Here is a 16,994-nt window from a genome sequence, read left to right on the forward strand (position 1 = left end):
AAGCCGTTCACAGCGTCCAATTGTGAAAAAAGTATTTGAGTGTATTACTTCCATTCCATACCACGATTTTGTTAATTCGGAATCTGATTGAAAGCGTCCTTCTTTCTGAAACATTTATACTGACGCTCAGTGAAATATACCGTCGGCTCTATCTCGACACAAAACCGACATCCGGAATAAAAGATTCCTAAAAAACCGGCTTGTCACCGTGGTTTTGCATGGATCTCTTCTCATGCGCCACCTGTGACAAGCCGTACCTGTATCTTTACTTATTTTGAATAGCCGTATCGAAATTCCGGATTCTTTCCTTCATCAGTTTGTCCAGCTTCTCTTTATTATTCATGATCTTCGGCGCACAAATCGCTCCGAAGCCCTGAATTTCCACGGTGTGCTCGCGAAGTCCCTTGAAGGTTCCTCTTGCCCGCTCCTGCTGTTCCTTGGAAAATTCGACATGAACCGCGCCATTTTCGATGGAAAGCTCACCCTCGATTCCACAAATCGGGCATTCTACACGGGTAGTACCCGGAAGAATGGTGATGATTCTCTGATGGCAAACCGGACATACCCCTGCCGGCTTGGCTGTGCTCTGGAAGAACTCTACGCTGTCATCATCGTATCCCTGAACCGTCCGTCTCCCCATTTCATGCATATCATTCATCAGTTGATCGTCAAGATACGGATTTGCAATCGTACCCATGGAGTTTGCATTGTAATTTCCCATTACCTTCATCATAGGTGGGAATCCGAACAGATGAAGCGTCGCGGTTCCCATGGATGTCCAATTCTCTGTTGACGCCCCGCCTACAGAAATATAAGAAACTGTTCTCTTCTTCAACCGTTCCATTGGGAAGTCATCTGCATTACCCGGCATTTCTCCCTTTCTTCTTTTGTCCAGAACCCAGGTAATTGCCGAATAGTCATGTCTGCAAGAGAATCGATCTACAAAATCTTTAAACTGACCCACAGGTTGCAGAACATAGACGGGAGCCCCAAGAATAATGGCATCTGCCCAGCGGACCTGGTTTTCCAGTTCCTGAAAATCATCCTTGAAAACGCAGTCATTATCTTTTCCCTTTTCCAACGCAGTGGAGCAGGCCCCGCATCCCCTGCACCTTCCAATGTTCATATTGCAGGTATTAACAAAACGGATCTCCGCATCCGCATCTGCCTCACGGCAGCCGTAGAGGGCTTCCTTGACCAGAATGTCCGTGTTTGCATTTTTTTTGCCAAATGAAATTCCAAGAATGTTCATATGATTTCTCACTTTCCATTTTGTGAATCCGAATGTTCCGGATTAGCAGTAGTTTCGAGCGCACGCTTTTTTAGTATGTACATCTCTCAGTACTCCTATCATATTAACATTACACCCAAATTCTGTATTCTCGCATACTCACCGGAAATGAAGAATAAATTGACTATTACAGTTTATGATATCCCAGGATCAGGTCAAATAAAATGATTCAATTATAACCAGCAAAACGTAATAAATCATTCACAACATATATGGAAGGCAAAGACACGACCATCCGTTGATATGTTCTGGCACCTGCGCTGTTTATTTCTCATAATTATCATTCTTTGTATCAATCTGCCTGATCCTGGGATGTCCAGTATGAACGGAATAATATGGGGTTGTTGTTCCGACTTCCGATAAAGGGGTCAGACGTCTGAATTTTCCTTCTCTTTCCGCTTTTTCTAGTACCATACAAAAAAGCTCTGATCCATGGTCAATTCCGACAGGCGCAGCTTCCTCATATGGTACCATCGGCTTAATTGCACCCGTCGGGCACAACATTTCGCAGTAAGTACAACCGTGACGGTCGTCACACCTGTTCCCCTCTGAGCCAAATCTTTGTGGATTTACAGTATAGTCGATATAATTCATAGTACAGTTATCCATACATATGTGACATTTTGGCCATAAACACTTTTGGGGATCACGAATCAAGCTTCCATGCACATTATGAAACCCTCCGAGATGATCAATAGCCGCATTAGCATGTGCCGGCATCATATCAGGAGCAGGACAGCGCGGGATCTCCCGGTCATCCCCTCTATAGACCTTGTCCAGTTTTCTTGAGAGATCTTTCCCCCACTCTTCCGCTTCTGACAAATCCACCTTATCAGGATGACCGGCTGTATAATAAGGTTCGGGAAATATCTGGATAGAGCAGTTACCATACCAATCTTTCCAATCCACAATCTTCATACCCACTCTTGCAAGTCTTGGGACTACCAACGGGAAATATAAATCGGGCATCGTTCCATGAGTGCAAAATGAAAATCCAGGCTTTCCTTTTTGATCAGGCATTTCCTCTACAAACTTTCGCATGTTTGGAGGCATCTCATACCAAACCGGCGACCCAAATCCCAAAGCGTCATAATTTTCCAGCTCCCTGTATGAGGCCTCCTTCAGGAAACGCAGCGTTACTTCATCTCCATTTTCTCTTAACCCACTTCTAATAGCACGTGCAATTTTCTGTGTATTCCCCGTCTGTGAATAATACACAATCAGAATTCTCATCTTATTTTTCCCTAGCCCTCAAATATTTCATGCGATACCCAATTATTTAATGGATTATTTCGTCAGCTTTTTCCTGGCCTTTGCCTGCTGCTGGTAAGTATCATAGCCAATCGATACAAGAAGCAGAATACCCTTCACTACATACTGAGAGTTAACATCCATACCGATCATCTGCATTCCGTTTGTAAGTACACCGAGAATCAAACAACCGACTACCGCATCCGAAACATGTCCTGCGCCGCCGATGAATGAAACGCCTCCAAGGACACAGGCTGTAATCGCGTCAAATTCAACACCTGGTCCGATCTGCGAACTGGCTGATCCGCCGCGAGAAGTTAGAATAATAGAAGCGATTCCAAACAATGCGCCCGCAAAGGAAAACGTAAGAAATTTGATCTTATGAACATTCACCCCTGCCAGTCTTGCTGTTTCAGCATTCCCGCCAACCGCGTAAATAAATCGGCCGAATACTGTTTTATTGAGAACAAAACTGACCAGAATACAAATAATGATCATAATAATAACGGGTACGGAAATTACTCCAACCATTGCCTGCCCGATGTTCAAATAGCTCTGATCGAAATTATAGAAAGACTTAGATCCGGAAAGAATATAAGAAATTCCTTTAAACATTGTCATGGTCGCAAGAGTAACAATCATCGGATGAATTTTGAGCAGATTCGAGGAAAAACCGTTAAATCCTCCAAGTAAAGCACCAATCAAAACTCCTATAATGACAGCCAGAGGTACCGGCAGTCCATGTTCCATCATCAAAGCAACGCTGACTCCCATCACTGCCATGGCATTACCAACCGAAAGATCTGTACCTCCGCTAATCATAATCATTGCAACACCTACTGTAGCAATTATGAAATAAGCGTTCTGTGTCAGGATATTCATGAGATTACGAAATGAACGGAAGTTCGGCGACAGAATCGCAAAAACTATCATCAGCACAATTAAAATTACCCACATCATATTCTTCTTTATAAAAGAAGACATCGTTGTCTTTTCCATTTTCTTTTCCCTCTTAATTTACTGAAGCAAGACTCAACACACGTTCCTGTGAAAACTCTGATTTCTGAATTTCCCCGGTTATCCTTCCCTCTGACAAAACAATTATGCGATCAGACATCTGAAGAAGCTCCTCCATGTCTGAGCTTATCATGATAATAGATTTCCCTTCTTTAACCAACTGATCCATTAATTCATAAATTTCTGCTCTTGCCCCTACATCAATTCCCCTTGTAGGCTCATCAAAAATAATAATGTCTGTATGTGCATTCAGAACCTTAGCAAGAACTACTTTTTGCTGATTTCCGCCTGAAAGGTTTTTGACCAACTGGTTAAGAGATGGCGTCTTAATATTCAGCATCTTTTTATACTTTAAAGCCGTTTCAGAAATAATATTTTCACTGATCAATCCATGTCTGGTCATTGAATACATATTACCCATACCAATATTCCAGGCTATGGGCTGATTCAAAAAACATCCCTGCATTTTACGGTCCTCAGGGATCAGTCCTATTCCGTAATGAATTGCTTTTTCCGGGCTTGTAATATTTACCTCTTTACCATGGATATAGATTTTTCCATCAAGTTTTTTGTCTGCACCGAAAATCACCCGCAGCAATTCGGTCCTTCCAGCACCGACAAGCCCGGCAAATCCGAGTATTTCGCCTTTTTTTAAATCGAAACTACAGTCTGTATTTGCATATCCAGTGATATGCTCTGCTTTGAGGACAACCTCATTTGTGGCACAGCTCTTTCTCTGGCCGTTGTTTTTCAACTCTCGTCCAACCATCAGCGAAATCAATTGCTCCTTATTTACTTCGCTGGTTCTGACTGTTGTAACATACTTCCCGTCACGCATAATCGTGATACAATCTGTTACAGCAAATAATTCTTCCAGTCTGTGTGAAATATAAATAATTGCACACCCTTTTTCTTTCAACATACGTATTAGACTGTATAGATTTTGTACTTCTGCAAGCGTAAGCTGTGCAGTAGGTTCATCCATTACGATAATTTTAGGATTTTTCGAAACCGCTTTTGCAATTTCAACAAGTTGCTGTTTAGCCGGAGGCAGTTGTCCTACATAAGCACCCGGATCAAGATTGATTTTATATCTCTGTAGCAATTCTTTTGCCTCTTGTCTTTGTTTTTTTAAATCAATCAATCCATGCATTTTATTGCCAAGATATATGTTTTCTGCCACTGTCAGCCATGGGATCAAGTTATACTCCTGATATATAACCTGAACGCCATTCTGACCCGACAGTGAGGGTGTCATTTTATCAAACTTTCTGTCCTGAATATAGATCGTTCCTTCATCATTCTCAACAGCTCCGGAAAGGACCTTAATCAAAGTTGATTTTCCAGCTCCATTTTCACCCAGCAGAGCATGTACCTCTCCCGTATGAACTTCCAAACTTACGTGATCCAGCGCTTTAACCCCAGGATAATATTTAGAAATATCCTGCATTTTCAGTATTATTTCTTTATTCATCCATTCCCTCCTTCAGACATTGCCGTTTAGACACAAAAGCCTTCGCAGGTTAACCCGCGAAGGCTCCTTTTCTCTAAGGCTTTAATCGTTTTCGCTGTATAAACACAGTCATTTCAGAGTATCCGCTGTGACAACAGTCGCATCGCCTTTTACATCTGCCATATCACCGCCATCAATGAAGGGTTGTACCGATTTCATCAACTGATTAATTGTATTGTCGATTGAGCCCATCGAAATAGTTCCTCTAAGAACGGCTTCATTGTTTTCGGAGGCTTTAATTGCAGAAGTGACCTCCTCTGTTTCATCTACTGTAAACACGGCAAACTTGCTTTTATCCTTAATTGGAGAAGACGAACTCATGACATAGTTGTTCGCAGCAATTCCCGGAGTATTGCCAGGGGTCAGGATTACATCAATATCCGGATTAGCCAGGAGCTGATTCTCGACAAGCTGTCTTGACTGATCCGGGCTGTCCCAGTCGACATCTGCGGTAATCATTTTCACCTTTGAATTATCCTGAATTGTCTTCATCGCATCACTTCGTTCAATCGCCTGTGGGGTATTAGAAGCCGTAATGCAAAGTACAGTAACATCGCCATCACCTGCATCAGCATAAGTTTGATCGATCCAATCACCAGCCATCTGTGCAAGAGCTTTTCCCATATCTCCATCGCTTGCTGCTACATTATTTGCAGTAGCTGTCGGAATTGCATTTGCGAACCCTAGAACCTCTACACCTGCATCCACTGCATTTTTTACAGTACTCGCAATACCGTCTCCATTAACCGGCCAGACAACAATTGCATCGCACCCCAAGGTGATATCATTTTCAACCTGGTTCGCCTGAGCAGTAACATCTCCGTCGGCAGAATCAAATTGTACCTTACACCCTGCTGCTTCAAGAGCCTTTATCGTCCCATCGCGAAGAGCCACGGCAAAATCATTTGCTACCGTAGGAAATGTGACACCTATAAAGAGCTGCTTATCGTCTGTCTTTTTTGCAGCTTCTGAGGTTTCTTTGGCTGCCTCATCAGAAACACCTGCTGATGCAGAGGTTTCCACAGTACCCGCGGAGTCTGCATTTGCGTCAGAGGATGCTGTAGTACTGCCACATCCGGAAACAATTCCCGCAGTCATCGCAACAGCTAAAATCATACCCAAAACCTTATTCTTCATATATCTTCTCCTTTTCTGTCCCTGCAAAATATATAGTTTTGCTTTATCGATGCATTAATTATAGTCATACGCGCAGCGGTTAACGATGCCACGCTTTATTGAAAATGTGGATTTTTTTTAGATGATATGAAGTGTCTCTCAAATATTTCAGTCAGAATTGACAATCTCCACCCGATCACATAGCTTAAGCAAATCGTTATACTGTTGAGAGACAATAATTATTGCTGTTCCATTTTTGGAGAGTTGCATCAGATAATTTCTGTGCATTTGAAAAAAATCCACATCTGCCTCGGTGTTGAACACCTCACTCACAAGCAGCTGTGGTTTCTGAAGTAGAATTTTCTCATAGAACATTCGCATTTTCTTAAGGCTTCCGATGCCGTCATGCTCTATTTCATGACGATCTGGAAGCCAGCATTTGTTTTCCTCTCGAAGAAAATTCCTTACTCTTACATTCAGAATTCCGCCCAAAAATTGCGTCTTGCGCATCACAGGAAGCATAAGATTTTCTTCCGGCGATAATCCCGCCACTACACTGCATCGTTGAAACTCCAATGGCAGATAGGCTAGCCATCCCCCGAATTTGCCGTCTGGAGTAAACAGTCTGCCCTCACGAAATATTTCACCACTCACAGCCTTTACTGAGCCCGTCAAAATTGACGCAAGTTCCCGATTCGCCTGATTATTCATATCATAAATTCCTACAATCTGTCCTTCGCAAATTCGAAGATCAAATTGATTGAGATATTTAGGGCCGGTCAATTTACGAAGAAGAAGCACCTCTTTTCCGCCTTCCTTATTTCTCCCCTTCTCGGCCAATACGATTTTTCCACCCCGCATCCATGCCAAAAACTGCTCCATCGTAAAATCATTCTCAAAACACTCTCTGATCACCCGTCCATTTCTGACGATCATTACCCGATCCGCCAGAGAGACCATTTTGGGCACGCCTTCTCCTCTGTAAATTACACTGATTCCCCTTTTCTTCAAAAATGAAAGAGCCCTCCAAATATGACTGATTCCCGATTGGCCTATTTCCGAAAACGAATTATCTATGCAAACAAGTGAAACATTCGCATAGATTGCTCTCAACAACTCCAGCATACACATTTGTATTGCATCCAGATCCTCTGCTTTTTTTTCTGCCCTGAATCCTGCATCAACCTGTGCTAGAAGAAAATTTGCCTGATTCATAATATTCTTTTTCCGTATGATCTGCATCAGCCTGCGACTTCCGGAAAAAAGGATCATATTTTCTCCAACCGTCAGACTGTGAATCAGCGCAGGTCTTTTTCCAATAATATTAATAATCAGCGGTTGATTAAAATATTCTCCGGCACAATATAGGTGTCCCCGAAACCATAGGGTACCGGCCATAACCGGTATTTTCCCTTCCAGAAAAGCAAAGAGAGCCCGACCTCCTGAATTCTCATTTCCCAGCATCTCCACGATTTCGCCCACATACAGAATAAAAGTAAAGGATTCCGCAGTGTCATTCTCATAATTCAGCTTTAATTCATTCGCTCTAAGGAGTTCTTTATTCATGTCTGATTCCATCTTTCAAAATCAAAGGGATTTCCAGCCGAACCTGCGTTCCCACACCCTCCGTGCTGTTGACTACAATACCGCACTCATTTCCATATAATAATTTCAATCGATTATTCACATTTTTCAAAGCGATCCCACCGCCTCCCCGGTGAGTGTACACACTATAAAGTGGATTGCGCGATAAGCTGATTCTCAGATTCTTAAGTTGCAAAGGTGACATTCCCACTCCATCATCTGTAACCCAGATAACGACATGAGCATCTGTAAACTCTACATGGATCGTTACGGTTCCCTTCTCACGTTTATTTTCCAACCCATGAAAAATCGCATTTTCCACAATCGGCTGCAGTGTCATCTTCGGAATCTGACAATGATCCGCAATTCCACCATCATCGTGAATAAAAAGCTGAAAAGACATCCTGTCGGCAAATCGAAATCTCTGAATCTTCATATAAAGCCTGATATTATTCAGTTCCTCGGAAAGTGTTACAATGTCATTTCCTTTGCTGATGTTGTATCGAAAATACTGCGATAATGCTTCTGTCATATCTGCAACTATTAGATTGTCATCAATGATCGCTCTGGCCCTGATATTTTCCAGTGTATTGTAAAGAAAATGTGGATTGATCTGATTTTGAAGCTGTGTGAAGCGCATTTTCTCGGTCATTAATTCCTGTTCCAGCGACGATCTCCGCATTTTCTCCTCTATGTCAAAAAGCTCTGATAATGCCACATTCATTCTTCTTAACGAATCAGAAGAGTTCCAAACACGCTGTGTCTTAAACGGGATGGACGAAAGTCCCACCTTTTTTCTTTCCTCATTCATCTGTTGATGCATTTTCTGAAGAAGATTTCCATTTCTCCAGTTTCTCACTTCCTCAGCTACCAATAATCCCAACAATACACCTAACACCATCCATGAAATATACAAAAGCTATTTACCTCACTGATATAATTTCCGATATTCACTTGGCTTAAGTCCTATATTCTTTTTAAAAATCCGGCTGAAATACCGATAATCAAAGTATCCGACAGCCTCTGCGATTTGCGTTATCGGAGTATCTGTCTCTTTTATCATTTGTTTCGCCTTCTCTATGCGAAGAAAAGTAAGATATTCAGAAAATCCAATTCCCGCAGATTTTTTGAACTGCATACTAAGATAAGCTGCATTCCATCCGACAAAATTTGCCACCGTATCCAGCGTGATGTTTTCGAAAAAATGTTCAGCCATGTATGCTTTTGCTTTTCGGATCGGTAATTCCGTATTCTGTTTGCGGTCTTCAAGAATTTTTCCAAACGTTCTTTGACACAAAGTGCTGATCGACCAGAGAATATTATTAGTATCGATCTCTATATCCAAAGCTTTTTCAATCTCTTTTCCAAAATCCATGATGATGTCTTCATTTACATGATTTCTGGTCAGGACCTCTTTCACGATCTGCTCAATACATTTGACGTAATCAAAAACAATCTTTGGATGGTAATTCGGATGGAATTTCAGATATTTTGAAAACCCGTCCACTTCTTCGTGAATAGCCTGGGCATCCAGAGCCTCCACAATATGACTGATGTGAATTTTTCTCTCCATATTAAGGAAGTCATCAACAGGAAACAGGCCGTAAGAAAGTTCATCATAGAATATCACACAGTCTCTTCCTTTTTTTATTCTGCAATTTACTGCCGTCACAGCATCCTCAATCGAGTCAGCTACTTCCCGGATCACATTTCGTTCCGTACCGACACCTATCGTAACTGTGCAATTTTCAAATTTGCCAGTTTCATACTGAAGTTTCTTCTCAAGATCCAAGAGGATATTTCTGATTTCATCGGATTGTCCGGATGTATAATTCACAATCGAAACAATTCCCGTATTCAATGTACTGTTCACATATTCAAAGCTCTGCTTTGCCATAAACTGTTCCACTTTACAAACGAGTATATTAAGAATTTCAGAGCTGTCTTTCACTTCCGGCATATCCAATTTGACAATAAAAGCACGAAATATCTGCCCACTGAATTCCACTGTACCCGACAATTCATTATCAAATTCATGAGAATTATCATGAATATTTTTTTTATGAATGATATCATTTAAAAAATGCCGTCGTAGTTGGGTCTTATTATTCTGTGACTTATACCTGAGCTCCTCAATTGCATTCTTTTCATCCTGCTCTTTAGTTATTTCATAATATAATTGCTTTAATGTGTCCTCCAATTCCACATGATCTATCGGCTTAAGAAGATAATGACTAACTCCAAGGTTTATTGCCATATGGGCATAATCAAAGCTTCTGTATCCACTAATGATCAGAAACCTGACATGCTCATCGATTGCTTCCGCCTTTCGAATCATATCGAGACCATCTATTCCAGGCATCCGAATATCAGTAATTACAATGTCCGGCTTTTCTGTTTGAATCAGGCGCAATACCGTCAGGCCATCATGAGCAATTCCACACACATTCATGCCCAATCCTTCCCAGTCAACCACCTTCACAATCATCTGACATATCAGGTTCTCATCATCCGCAATAATCACTCTCAACATTTTTCTTCCTTCCATGACGTAACTTTAGCAATATGCCCAAAATATCCGGATAATACACTCCGCTGGCTCAAGGAAGACAAAAGGAGCTGCTTCGCTTAGTTCCGAGGCAGCTCCTTACTGTAAATCATTATTCAAAGTCGATTGATTTTCCGGTTCTTCCTGATTCTCTTACAGCGTTCATCAGCTTCAAAATTCTTCTGGTTTCAGGAATCTTCACCAGGAATTCCTCTTCCCCATGATATGCCTTCACATAGTTTTCAAAGTAATTCCTGTGCTCAGTATGAACCTCCGGAAGCGGTTCTGTGATGATTGTGCCTTCCGGAGCCGGTCCGAACGATCTGGTCGGACCGGCAGCAGTCATCGTCCTGTGTCCGCTGACATTTGTCAGAAGGTGCGTCGTCCTGACAATCTTTCCCTCAGGGAAGAACCCGTCTACATAAGCAGTGCCCTTGTTCCCGGCTACGAACCAATGACGCTCAAACCATTTATCATTTACTTTGTCTGACAGATAATATGTACCAAGCTCTACCGTCGCCGTAACATTGTTATCAAAACGCATCATAATCTGGAAGTAATCATCTACTTCCTTATTGATTACATTTCGGATATCAGCATAAACAGACTTCAGTTTTGCGCCCGGGAACATCCAGCACACCTGATCAAGAAGATGTACACCCCAGTCGTACAGCATCCCTCCGCCTTCACTTACAAATACATGCCAGTCGTGCATGTTTCCGTTGAATCCATAGAGCTGACTTTTGATTGAGTATACGTCTCCCAAAGTGCCCGAATCATATACAGCTTTTGCAGTACGGAAATCCGGATCAAATCTTCTCTGATGATGAACGGTGAATTTCACTCCATTTGCCTTTACAGCGGCCTCCATCTCATCCAGTTCTTCCAGGCTCATAGCAACCGGCTTTTCGCAAATGATGTCCTTTCCGGCATTTGCCGCCTGGATCACCAATTTCTTATGCTGATTGTTATTGGCCGCAATCAGTACAACATCAACATCTGGATCCGCCAGCAGTTCCTCATTGCTGGAATATCTCTTCAAACCCTCCGTTACATCCTCAAGCTGTTTCGGATCTCTGTCCGCAAATCCTACCAGCTTGATTCCCGGGAAATCACTGAGCATCTTCTCATGCTCATGTCCCATAAATCCATGCCCGATAATAGCAATTCTGATGTCTTCCATAGTATTCTCCTCTTTTCTTCCTGAAAATTTCTGAAATAAAATTCTCTGCTGTATAAAATACATTCCCATCAGTCCATATCCAGTCTGACGAGCGACTAAAATCACAGACACATATTTTTCTATTTATTGTTATTCTCCATAAATTTACGCCTTATGGCGCTCTTAATTTTACATTTAACGTGATTATTTCAGGAGAAATTTAAGATTATACATGAATACTTTTTTTTTAATTTCATTTTTCAATCAAATATTTAACATCAATGATCTCAGCAACATCATCCTGTGTCCGGAAGTTCATACCTGTCACCAGTCTCAATACCCCAGAATATTCTTCATCATGATCTGATTCTGACCAATTTCTTCCGGTATCCCTTCCATCGCATTTGCAAAGAACTTGACAATTTCCTTCGCTATGCTTACGTCCTAAAAGTAAAACGTTGGATTATTCTCCATTCCCTTTGCAGCTTTTCTCTGGAAGGAGATCAAAAAATACAAATAAAAATTACATAGAATATCCCCGTTAATTCGACTATAATATTCTCATGGCATTATCCACTTCGCCATTCTTACCAGCTGGACTGCATTTTGCAAACTTCAACACAATTTTAAAAGGTGGCATTCTTATGAATCACATCATCAGCACTTACCCATCCAAAGTTCTCGGGACACCTGTGACCTTCCATGTCCTTCTCCCCAAGTCCAAACCCGGACCGTTTCAGGAGACGAAGCAAGACGGCGGTCCATTTCAGGTTCTCTATCTGCTTCACGGCGCTATGGAAAGTGCCAGTGACTGGATCCAAAACTCCCGAATTGCAGAACTGGTGGATACTTTTGATCTGGCAATTGTCCTTCCTTCCGTGGGCAACACTTTCTATTTGGATGCCCCGGATGGTCTGCCGATGTACAGCTTTATCGCTCATGAACTCTACGAATATACGCACCTGATCTTTCCATTTTCCTGGGACTCTTCCGATAATTTCATCGGTGGAAACTCCATGGGCGGGTACGGTGCCTGCTATGCAGCTCTAAGGAATCCGGACCAGTACTCCAAGGTTATTTCTCTGTCGGGAGCACTTGATTTTTACAAAGCGACGTCTTTTATGCATGTATTGGGAGCACCTTTTCCTGCCGCATTCTATCATTCAAAGGATCCATCCTACAGCCTTAAGACATTGCTGCAGTCTTCGATTGCCAGAAAACCTTACGGAGATCTGACACATTCCCCGTCCTTCTACCTTGCATGCTCTCCATCAGACTTTTTCTATCAGGCAAATACCGCCTTCACAAAAGATGCCCGCGCAGCAGGCTTTCCTTGTGAATTTTGCGCCGCAGACGGCGGTCATGACTGGAACTTCTGGTCAGAAAATATTGAGCCGGCCCTCCGCTGGCTTAAGGAAGACAACAGAAGCTGCTTCGCTTAGTTCCGAAGCAGTTCCTCATTGTTGGAATATCTCTTCAGGCCGTCCTGTTACGTTTTCAAGCTGTTTCGGATCTCTATCCGCAAATCCTACCGGACTGGTTCCCGGGAAATTGCCGAGAATCATCTCATGCTCATGGCCTATAAATTCATGCCCGATAATAGCAATTCTGATGTCCTTCATAGTATTCTTCTTCACTTCTTATGAATTCTAATAAATTTCATATATAAATATTCATTCTTGCGTTAAATAATGAATCTATCGCAATATCTATCCAATGCAGTATATTTAATACAGAAAATTTTTGCTTTTATCAGGCAAAAAATGTAGTTGATCATTCTCTTCTTTCAATATAACATCGGAGAAAGACAGGCATGTGCTGTACAACACATAGTAATAATGACACGAAGGGGATCAGCTAATGAACAAGGTATTGATACTATCCGGAAAAGTGGCTAGCGAGCACAACATGACGGAGATGAACCGTGATCTTAAGATTATGCTGGAAGCAACCGGTGATTTTGATGATATTGATGCCTATCGGGTTCCGGGCTGGCCGCCAAAGCATCACCCGGTAGATGTCCCGGATGGAAAACTGGAGCATATGCGTGGCGTCAATACAGACACGCCGATCGCATGGATGCACCACTACGGAAATGGAAGGGTTTTCGGATGTTCAATCGGACACGGAATCGATACCTTTCGTCGTTTCGATTATATTACAATGTTTGTCCGTGCCTGTCAGTGGTGCTGCGGAAAAGAAGTCACGCTGGAAAAGCCTGACAGAACCGGGGAAAACCGCTTCCGTCCGTGGCCATACTACTAAAAAACTGCGAGCGTGCGGAGCACACAGAAAATCGCAAGCATAAATTTGTATTATAAAATTATGAAGGGAGAAAAAATGCGAGAAACCATAAATGACCTCATCAAACGCAGAAGTGTAAAAGAATACAAGAAAGATCAAATCAGCGATGAAGAGCTGAAGCTTGTGCTTGAAGCCGGCATGAACGCGCCTTCCGGAGGCAACCGTCAGTCTTCCGTTTTTATCGTTGTTCAGAATCGCGAATGGCTTGATAAATTGCGTGTACTGAATGCCAGGATTGCAGGCGCTCCGGAGGGATGGGATGTTTTTTACGGTGCTCCGACACTGATTGTGGTTGCCGGATCTACCGATTCACCGGATTACATCAAGGACGGATCGCTCGCAATCGGCAATATGCTGAATGCAGCATTTGCCCTTGGTCTCGGCGGAAGGTGGATCAACCGGGCGGACGGTATGCTGGAAGATCAGCTGGGCAAAGAACTGCTCCGTGCAGCAGCGCTTGATGCCAGCAAATATGCCGGTGTCGGAAATGTCATCCTTGGTTATCCTTCCGTTGGATTTCCGTCCCCTATTGAACACAAAAAAGATTATTACCGGATCATTCGTTGAATTCCTGTACCCCGCATCTGCGGGGCACAACCGAAATACATCTGCCATACGCCCACTTCACTCGGCATGTGATTTGCACATCCCTAATGCAATTTGTGCGCAAAGTATTGTATGAGTGTTTACTGCGCACCTATCAGAATAACAGAAAAGTCATTCGGTCCCAGCGTCACCTTCAGCTGCAGAGATCCATCCGCAGTTTTTTCATTCACATATTCCATTCTTGGGATGCAGATTGATTTCAAGTAAGATACCTCGTGGGAACGGAGAGCGCCGCGATAATTCAGTTTTTTCCACTCAGACAGAGGATTCCCCTGGTCAGAATACATTCTGTAACTGATAATCTGATAATCTCCCGGAACAAGTTTTGAAAAATTCAGATGATAACTGACAGAATGATTATCCTGAAATACATAGGATAAATCCTCCGCTTTAAAATCTCCCTCCTGCCTCTGTTGATAAGCAAATCCGAACCTTCTCGGATTGAACAGAAGAGCACAATAATTGTGACCCATCCTTTCTGTTATGAGATATCCCTGCCCTTTTTTCAAAATTGATTCTCCCAGCAGACACGAGAACTGCAATGCGAAATAAGAGGGCTTCCTGATTCCATCCTTTGAGATAATTCCTACACCTCCCATAAACGGCTTATCTGTATCGATGTATTGTGCACTCCAGTCAGACAGATTCCAATATCCCATATGAGCTACTCGTCCATACGCATCCCTGATCTGTGTCAGCATATGGCAGGCCTTGGCAGTCGTATCATTATAAGCATTTCTATTTGAGAGTGATGTGTTCCATTCCGTTATCCAAAGCGGAAGATCCGGATAAGACAATTCCTCTAAAACTTCTGTATATTGATTCAATTCATTTTCCACAAAAGCTGTATCTGAAACAACGCTTAACTCATTTCCCACGCCTTCCCTCTGCTCAAGATGATATGGGTATATGATAAGTGACAGCCCATCCGGAAGGAGATCTTTCTCACGAAAAAATACAAGATGCTTCCGCAGTATCTCGCGACTGATGCTGCAGCATATACCACTTGCCAGGATTTGTGCTTCCGGAAGCCGTTCTCGAAGCACACGATACCCGGTTTTATATACTTCTAAAAACTGGAGTTTTCCGGCACCTGTTGTCCGAAAAGCGTCATACCGGAATTCAAATACCCATTGTTTCACAGTCTCCACCAGATACCGGTCAATAATATGCACCAGAAAACCATCCAAAACTTCCTGCCACTCATCAAGGCTGGTAAAAACCTGTTCATTCTCAATAGAATTATCGTCTGCCCTTGTCCCCGGATAAGATATATTAATCAGAACACGGCGTTCTTTTTCAGGAAGTTCAATGACAGGAATCAGATGCTGCTGCTCAAGATGATCCAGAATAAGATCCAGTCGTTCAAAGTTCAAACGTCTGCCATCATGTCCTCTTCGAATACGTAAAGAAGACGAAAAAATATTAGCAATGCGTACGTAACGGATTTTTAATCCTTTTACCGCTTCATCCATCTGTTCGCAAATTCGTACATCCAGAAGATCTTCCGCCTGTCCGATATTGATCATATCCACTTTTGTCTTTATCCCCGGTCTGCTCTCATTGCCTGCATCAATAAAGATCGGACAGGAGGAATGGCGCGGCTCGTTGTCAGACAAGGCAACAACTGCCTCCAGCGTTCTCGCTGACAATTCGGAAGAACCAAACGCCTTTGTCTGTTCCGCGCGTTCCATTTCCCGCATTTCCAGCGGGGTTTTATGGTAAAAAGCGCGGAAATTGCGATTGAACACGGATAGATTTGAGAACCCGCAGTCATAGGCCACTTCCGTTACCGTTCGGTCCGTTGTAAGGAGAAACTCACGAGCATGTGTCATCCTTACCCTGCGAAGATAATCGACATATTTCTCTCCAGTATTTTTTTGAAAATATCGTGAAAAAGAAGAATCGGACATATGATATTTTCTGGCAAGCGTGCTCAGATTCATATCCTGTGCATAATTTTCCTCAATGTCACTGAGGATCTTCTGTATTTTCTTCACATTGTCCTGTTTTTCCGGAGGTTCCTCCGCAATAAACTGCTCACAGATATAATCCCATAGCATGTAATATAAGCTCGAGATCTTGAATTCGTTCTTCTGCCCGACAGAATGTTTCAAAATAGAATCCAGCAGAAAACGGATTTGACCATAGTCTCTGGACCGATGTTCGGTACTGCTTAGATTAATGTCACCCTTCCGTCCAAGCATTCTCACTAATTCCAGGTCATTGATCTGCACCATCATTACAACCGTCTTCGGGGAAAGTGTCCAACCATAGTTTTCCCTGTAATTCACCACAACAAGATCTTTCATACCAAGTCTCAGTTTTTTTTCACCGACGGTAACACTCATACTGCCTCTAAGACAATACACCAGCTTGACCTGATCTGCGGGAACTAGCTTCTGATCTTCATTCAGGTATACAACTCTGCCACGATTCATATCTTCCTCCAGATTTCTAAACGCATTACCCTGCTCAGCAGGCACTAAAATTACTAATAAGTATATCTTCTTTCTGCAGTGCTGAAAAGGAAAGCTGTGATATTAGATGGTGCATCGACACCTTTCATCATACGAAGGGCCGCCACACTACTTCGTGTGGC

Annotated in this window: 14 protein-coding genes; 3 read left to right on the plus strand and 11 right to left on the minus strand. The window is 42.6% G+C overall.

Translation table 11 applies throughout. The features are described 5' to 3' along the window. Positions 1 to 265: 265 nt before the first annotated feature. The 9 genes from ACTNDI_RS03075 to ACTNDI_RS03115 form a co-directional block, all read right to left on the minus strand. Complete coding sequence (locus ACTNDI_RS03075) at positions 266 to 1,252, minus strand: NAD(P)H-dependent oxidoreductase (RefSeq protein ID WP_441099289.1); 987 nt, start codon at positions 1,250 to 1,252, stop codon at positions 266 to 268. Positions 1,253 to 1,555: 303 nt separating this feature from the next. Beyond that, the gene (locus ACTNDI_RS03080; protein WP_441099290.1) at positions 1,556 to 2,524 is read right to left on the minus strand and encodes a flavodoxin domain-containing protein; all 969 of its coding nucleotides are present in this window, start codon (positions 2,522 to 2,524) and stop codon (positions 1,556 to 1,558) included. A 54-nt stretch (positions 2,525 to 2,578) separates the two neighbouring features. Beyond that, positions 2,579 to 3,541: an ABC transporter permease gene (locus ACTNDI_RS03085; RefSeq protein WP_441099291.1), complete on the minus strand. Its 963-nt coding sequence runs from the start codon at positions 3,539 to 3,541 to the stop codon at positions 2,579 to 2,581. A gap of 13 nt (positions 3,542 to 3,554) precedes the next feature. Further along, positions 3,555 to 5,033, minus strand: a complete 1,479-nt coding sequence (locus ACTNDI_RS03090) for a sugar ABC transporter ATP-binding protein (RefSeq protein WP_441099292.1) — start codon at positions 5,031 to 5,033, stop codon at positions 3,555 to 3,557. Positions 5,034 to 5,141: 108 nt separating this feature from the next. Then, positions 5,142 to 6,209 (minus strand): sugar ABC transporter substrate-binding protein, encoded by a 1,068-nt coding sequence (locus ACTNDI_RS03095; protein WP_441099293.1) that lies wholly within the window; start codon positions 6,207 to 6,209, stop codon positions 5,142 to 5,144. 147 nt (positions 6,210 to 6,356) lie between these two features. After that, entirely contained in the window at positions 6,357 to 7,754 is a 1,398-nt protein-coding gene (locus ACTNDI_RS03100; RefSeq protein WP_441099294.1) for a hypothetical protein, read from the minus strand. Beyond that, the gene (locus tag ACTNDI_RS03105) at positions 7,747 to 8,688 is read right to left on the minus strand and encodes a sensor histidine kinase (protein WP_441099295.1); all 942 of its coding nucleotides are present in this window, start codon (positions 8,686 to 8,688) and stop codon (positions 7,747 to 7,749) included. Before ACTNDI_RS03105 ends, ACTNDI_RS03100 begins: the two co-directional genes overlap by 8 nt. 12 nt (positions 8,689 to 8,700) lie before the next feature. Continuing rightward, positions 8,701 to 10,305: a response regulator transcription factor gene (locus ACTNDI_RS03110; protein ID WP_441099296.1), complete on the minus strand. Its 1,605-nt coding sequence runs from the start codon at positions 10,303 to 10,305 to the stop codon at positions 8,701 to 8,703. A gap of 127 nt (positions 10,306 to 10,432) precedes the next feature. After that, entirely contained in the window at positions 10,433 to 11,503 is a 1,071-nt protein-coding gene (locus ACTNDI_RS03115) for a Gfo/Idh/MocA family protein (protein WP_441099297.1), read from the minus strand. Between the two features lie 623 nt (positions 11,504 to 12,126). Here ACTNDI_RS03115 and ACTNDI_RS03120 point away from each other — a divergent pair. Continuing rightward, positions 12,127 to 12,924 carry an alpha/beta hydrolase gene (locus ACTNDI_RS03120; RefSeq protein WP_441099298.1) on the plus strand — a complete coding sequence of 266 codons (798 nt, stop codon included), beginning with the start codon at positions 12,127 to 12,129 and terminating at the stop codon, positions 12,922 to 12,924. A gap of 15 nt (positions 12,925 to 12,939) precedes the next feature. Here ACTNDI_RS03120 and ACTNDI_RS03125 read toward each other — a convergent pair whose 3' ends face one another. Next, on the minus strand, positions 12,940 to 13,104 hold the full coding sequence (locus ACTNDI_RS03125) for a hypothetical protein (protein WP_441099299.1): 165 nt from the start codon (positions 13,102 to 13,104) through the stop codon (positions 12,940 to 12,942). Positions 13,105 to 13,342: 238 nt separating this feature from the next. On the opposite strand from ACTNDI_RS03125, the gene ACTNDI_RS03130 reads away from it, so the two are divergent. Together ACTNDI_RS03130 and ACTNDI_RS03135 are read left to right on the plus strand one after the other, a co-directional pair. Continuing rightward, entirely contained in the window at positions 13,343 to 13,747 is a 405-nt protein-coding gene (locus ACTNDI_RS03130; protein WP_441099300.1) for a ThuA domain-containing protein, read from the plus strand. A gap of 75 nt (positions 13,748 to 13,822) precedes the next feature. Further along, complete coding sequence (locus ACTNDI_RS03135; RefSeq protein WP_441099301.1) at positions 13,823 to 14,353, plus strand: nitroreductase family protein; 531 nt, start codon at positions 13,823 to 13,825, stop codon at positions 14,351 to 14,353. Positions 14,354 to 14,472: 119 nt separating this feature from the next. On the opposite strand, the gene ACTNDI_RS03140 is transcribed toward ACTNDI_RS03135, so the two are convergent. After that, complete coding sequence (locus ACTNDI_RS03140) at positions 14,473 to 16,833, minus strand: GH39 family glycosyl hydrolase (RefSeq protein WP_441099302.1); 2,361 nt, start codon at positions 16,831 to 16,833, stop codon at positions 14,473 to 14,475. Positions 16,834 to 16,994: the final 161 nt, after the last annotated feature.

It is taken from the genome of Bilifractor sp. HCP3S3_D3 (assembly GCF_052063915.1).
Taxonomy (GTDB): domain Bacteria; phylum Bacillota; class Clostridia; order Lachnospirales; family Lachnospiraceae; genus Bilifractor.